The sequence below is a fragment of the Azospirillum sp. B506 genome, assembly GCF_000333595.1.
Lineage (GTDB): Bacteria > Pseudomonadota > Alphaproteobacteria > Azospirillales > Azospirillaceae > Azospirillum.
In genome coordinates, this window is the sequence record NZ_BADK01000300.1 from 1 (window position 1) to 4,111 (window position 4,111).

The 4,111-nt window shown below is 68.0% G+C and carries 3 protein-coding genes and 1 pseudogene; 1 reads left to right on the top strand and 3 read right to left on the bottom strand.

All coding sequences use genetic code 11. From position 1 onward, the window contains the following. The 3 genes and pseudogenes from I71_RS09340 to I71_RS09350 form a co-directional block, all read right to left on the bottom strand. A pseudogene (locus tag I71_RS09340) lies at positions 1-260 on the bottom strand (amino acid ABC transporter permease); the annotation flags it as partial. Then, complete coding sequence (locus I71_RS09345) at positions 257-1,414, bottom strand: amino acid ABC transporter permease (protein WP_042694174.1); 1,158 nt, start codon at positions 1,412-1,414, stop codon at positions 257-259. The pseudogene I71_RS09340 and the gene I71_RS09345, both read right to left, overlap by 4 nt. A gap of 66 nt (positions 1,415-1,480) precedes the next feature. Then, positions 1,481-2,515: an amino acid ABC transporter substrate-binding protein gene (locus I71_RS09350; RefSeq protein ID WP_042694176.1), complete on the bottom strand. Its 1,035-nt coding sequence runs from the start codon at positions 2,513-2,515 to the stop codon at positions 1,481-1,483. A gap of 305 nt (positions 2,516-2,820) precedes the next feature. Between I71_RS09350 and I71_RS09355 the strand changes: the two genes are divergently transcribed. After that, complete coding sequence (locus I71_RS09355) at positions 2,821-3,846, top strand: sensor histidine kinase (RefSeq protein WP_049976010.1); 1,026 nt, start codon at positions 2,821-2,823, stop codon at positions 3,844-3,846. The last annotated feature ends 265 nt before the right edge of the window (positions 3,847-4,111 follow it).

Consider the following 4,111-nt stretch of genomic DNA (forward strand, 5'->3'; position numbering starts at 1 on the left):
CAGTTCGCCATCGGCGGCACCACCAGCCACAGCAGGGCGAGGCAGGCGACGGTCAGCGCCGTGTTCAGCGGCGTGTTGAACAGATTGTTCCGTGTCCAGCTTATGGGGGCCCAGCCGAAGGGCTTCAGCGCCGTCATGCCGTTGGCCTGCGGCGGGGTCGAGGCCTGGGTGGGCTCTTCCTCGTAGGACGCGGCCCAATGGGCGGGGGGGACGGGAGCGGTGGGAATCGGGGCCTGATCGGCCGGGAACTGCTTGCTCATCGGGTCACCAGAGCCACGCGGCGGTTGTACCAGTTCATGAAGCCGGAGATGGCGAGGCTGATGATGAGATAGACGAGCATCATCATCGCCACCGCCTCCACCACCTGGCCGGTCTGGTTGGCCGAGGTGTTGGAGACGCTGACCAGATCCGGATAGCCGATGGCGACGGCCAGCGAGCTGTTCTTGGTCAGGTTCAGATACTGGCTGGTCAGCGGCGGCACGATGACGCGCAGCGCCTGCGGCAGGATGACGAGGCGCAGGATCTTGCCCGGCGACAGGCCGAGCGCCAGCCCGGCCTCGGTCTGGCCGTGCGGCACGGCGAGGATGCCGGAGCGCACGATCTCGGCGATGAAGCCGGCGGTGTAGACCGACAGGCCGATCAGCAGCGCGGTGAATTCCGGGGTGACCGACCCGCCGCCCTCGAAGTTGAAGCCGGCCAATGCCGGCACGTCGAAGGCCAGCGGGGCGCCGGTGACGATGAAGGCGAGGGCCGGCGGCAGCAGCAGGGCGGCGATGGCGACCGGCAGGGTGGGGAAGGGCTTGCCGGTGGCCTCGCGGCGGCGGCGGCCAAAGCGGACGACGGCGATGGCGGCGGCGATGCCGGCGACCAGCGCCAGCAGGATCCAGCCATGGCCGGCATGCTCGACCAGCACCGGGAACTTCATGCCGCGGTTGCTGAGGAAGATGCCCGGCAGCACCTCCAGCGCCTCGCGCGGGCTGGGAAGCCGGTTCAGGATGGTGTACCAGACCACCAGCTGCAACAGCAGCGGGACGTTGCGCACCGTCTCGACATACAGGGTGGCGAAGCGGTTCACCATCCAGTTCGACGACAGCCGCCCGATGCCGATCAGCACGCCCAGCACGGTCGCCAGCACGACACCGGCGGCCGACACCGCCAGCGTGTTCAGCAGGCCGACGACCAGCGCCTTCAGGTAGGTGTCGGAGGCGGAATAGGAGAGCAGGCTCTCGCCGATCTCGAAGCCGGCCTCGCGGTGCAGGAAGCCGAAGCCGGTGGCGACGCCGCGGGTGGCGAGGTTGGTCAGCGTATTGGAGACGAGATACCAGGCGACGGCGAGGGCGCAGGCCAGGAACAGAGCCTGATACAGCCACCCCCGCACGCGCGCGGAATTCAGCGCCTGGACCGGGTTTGTCATGGTGTTGCTCCGTGCGGGGGTGAAAGGCCCTCCCTTCCCCCGGAAGGGGAAGAGAGGGAGGCGCCCTTACTTCATCGGCGGGGCGTACATCAGGCCGCCTTCGGTGTAGAGGGCGTTCTGGCCGCGCGGCATCTTCAGCTTGGAGCCGGTGCCGACGTTGCGCTCATAGCTCTGGGCGTAGTTGCCGACCTGCTTGATGATGGCGTAGGCCCAGTTCTCCTCGACGCCCAGCGCCTTGCCGTTGCCGGCGGTGACGCCCAGCAGGCGCTTCACGTCGGGGTCGGCGGAGGTCATGGCGGCGTCGACATTCTCCGACGTCAGGCCCTTCTCCTCGGCCTGGACCATGGCGTAGAAGGCCCAGGTGACCAGGTTCATCCACTCCTCGTCGCCCTGGCGGACGGCGGGGGACAGCGGCTCCTTGGAGATCAGCTCGGGCAGGATGACGTAGTCGTTGGGGTTCTGCACCTCGGCGGCGCGGATGGCGGCCAGCTGCGAGGCGTCGGAGGTCAGGGCGTCGCAGCGGCCGGCGAAGAAGGCCTTGTTCAGCTCCTCGTTCTTCTCGATGACGACCGGCTTGAAGGTCATCTTGTTGGCGCGGAAGTAGTCCGACACGTTCTGCTCGGTGGTGGTGCCGGGCAGGACACAGACGGTGGCGCCGTTCAGCTGCTTGGCGCTCTTCAGCCCAAGCTTGGCCGACACCATGAAGCCCTGGCCGTCATAATAGTTGGTCGGCGCGAAGTTCAGGCCGTTGGCGGTGTCGCGGGTCAGGGTGCGGGTGGTGTTGCGGGCCAGCAGGTCGATCTCGCCGGACTGGAGCGCCGGCAGGCGCTGCTGCGCCGACAGCGGGGTGTATTTCACCTTTTCGGCATCGCCGAACATGGCGGCGGCGACGGCGCGGCACATGTCGACGTCGAGGCCCGACCACTTGCCCTTGTCGTCCGGGGCGGAGAAGCCGTACAGGCCCAGATTGACGCCGCACTGGACATAGCCCTTCTGCTTCACGCCGTCGAAGGTGGCGCCGGCCTGGGCCGTGCCGGACAGGGCGAGAGCGGAGACGGACAGGGTGGCCGCGATGGCGAGCGCGCTCAGATGGGACTTCACGGGGCGTGGCTCCTTCAGCCTTGGTCATTCGGGGGGGCCGGGGCAGGAGGCTCCGGCCGCCGCGTGTCCTCACAATCGCGCCGTGGATTGAACAAAGTGCCCGCCCGGCATGAACGGCTGTGGCAGAGTTGTGAACAGCTTTGGACAAAACTGCCGCCCGTCCGGCGAAGGCACCGCTTTCGCTTCGCCCTCAGATGGTCACGGGGGCCGCCCGATATTTCACGTGCATGGGCTTGGTCCTGCACTTACAAGCGACGGGTGCCGGTCATATGTCTGTGCGGGAAATTGCGGGAGATAACGCAGGAATGGGGTCCGATCGGCCGGTCTGGCAGTGGTTTGCCCGATTTTCGCTGCTGCGGCGCGGTCCGGTGCCGCGCTTCGCCATGGCTCTGCTGACCTTCGCCGCGGCGCTTCTGCTGCGTCTGGCCGCCGACGGCGCCTTGCCGCCAGGCTTTCCCTATCTGACCTTCTTCCCGGCGGTGATCCTGACCACCTTCATCGCCGGCCTGGGGCCGGCGGTGGTGACGGCAGTGCTGTCGGGGCTGGCGGCCTGGTACTTCTTCATCCCGCCCTACGAAAGTTTTGCTTTCAGTCCCTCCGTCGGGCTGGCGCTGGCCTTCTATGCTGTGATCGTCGCGGTGGACATCGCGGTGATCCACGGCATGCAGGTGACGACGGCCCGCCTGCAGGAGGAGCGCGGCCGGACCGCCTCGCTGCTGGAGGCGCAGACCACCATGTTCCACGAGTTGCAACACCGCGTCGCCAACAACATGCAGTTCGTCTCCGCCCTGCTGGAACTGCAGAAACGGACGGTCGGGCACACGCCGGAAGGGGCGTGGGCGGCGCTGGAGGAGGCGGGCCAGCGGCTCGACACCATGGCGCGGGTGCACCGGCGGCTGCACGATCCCCGCTCCGGCGACGATTTCGGCCGCCACATCGACGGGCTGTGCCGGGACATGCTGGCGGCGGCCGGCGTGTCCGGTGTGTCCTGCCGCGTGACGGTGCGGGCGGCGCCGCAGTCGCCCGAACGGCTGCTGGCGCTCGCCATGCTGATCGTCGAGGCGCTGACCAACAGCCTGAAGCACGCCTTCGCCGGCCGCAAAGACGGCACCATCGTCATCGAGCTGCACGAGGTGCCGGACCAGCCCGGCCAGCTTCACCTGCTGGTGATGGACGACGGGGTCGGCCTGCCCGACGGCTTCGATGGGCAGCGCCTGCCCAGCCTGGGCTGGAAGATCATCCAGAGCCTGGCCGCCCAACTGTCCGGCCGGTTGAGCCATGGCCCGGCCGAAGGGGCCGGCACGCGGATCGATCTGCGCTTTCCGGCCTGATTTCGCATCTGCACCGAGTCCAATCGCGGCTTTTCCGTCGCCATCGGACGAACTATCTGTGATCTTGCCGGTCGCTGCGGGGAACCGGCAAGGGAAAGCAGGAGAGGACTTATGGCGACGCTGAAGGAATTCGAGGACGCACTGAAGGCGTCGGGCAACACGGCCGCGCTGGAGATCCTGGAGTCCCTGAGGGCGCGCGACCGCTCCCAGCGTTCCGTCCGGGCGGCGCGCCGCCTCACCGGGCGCAAGATGACGCCGGAACTGG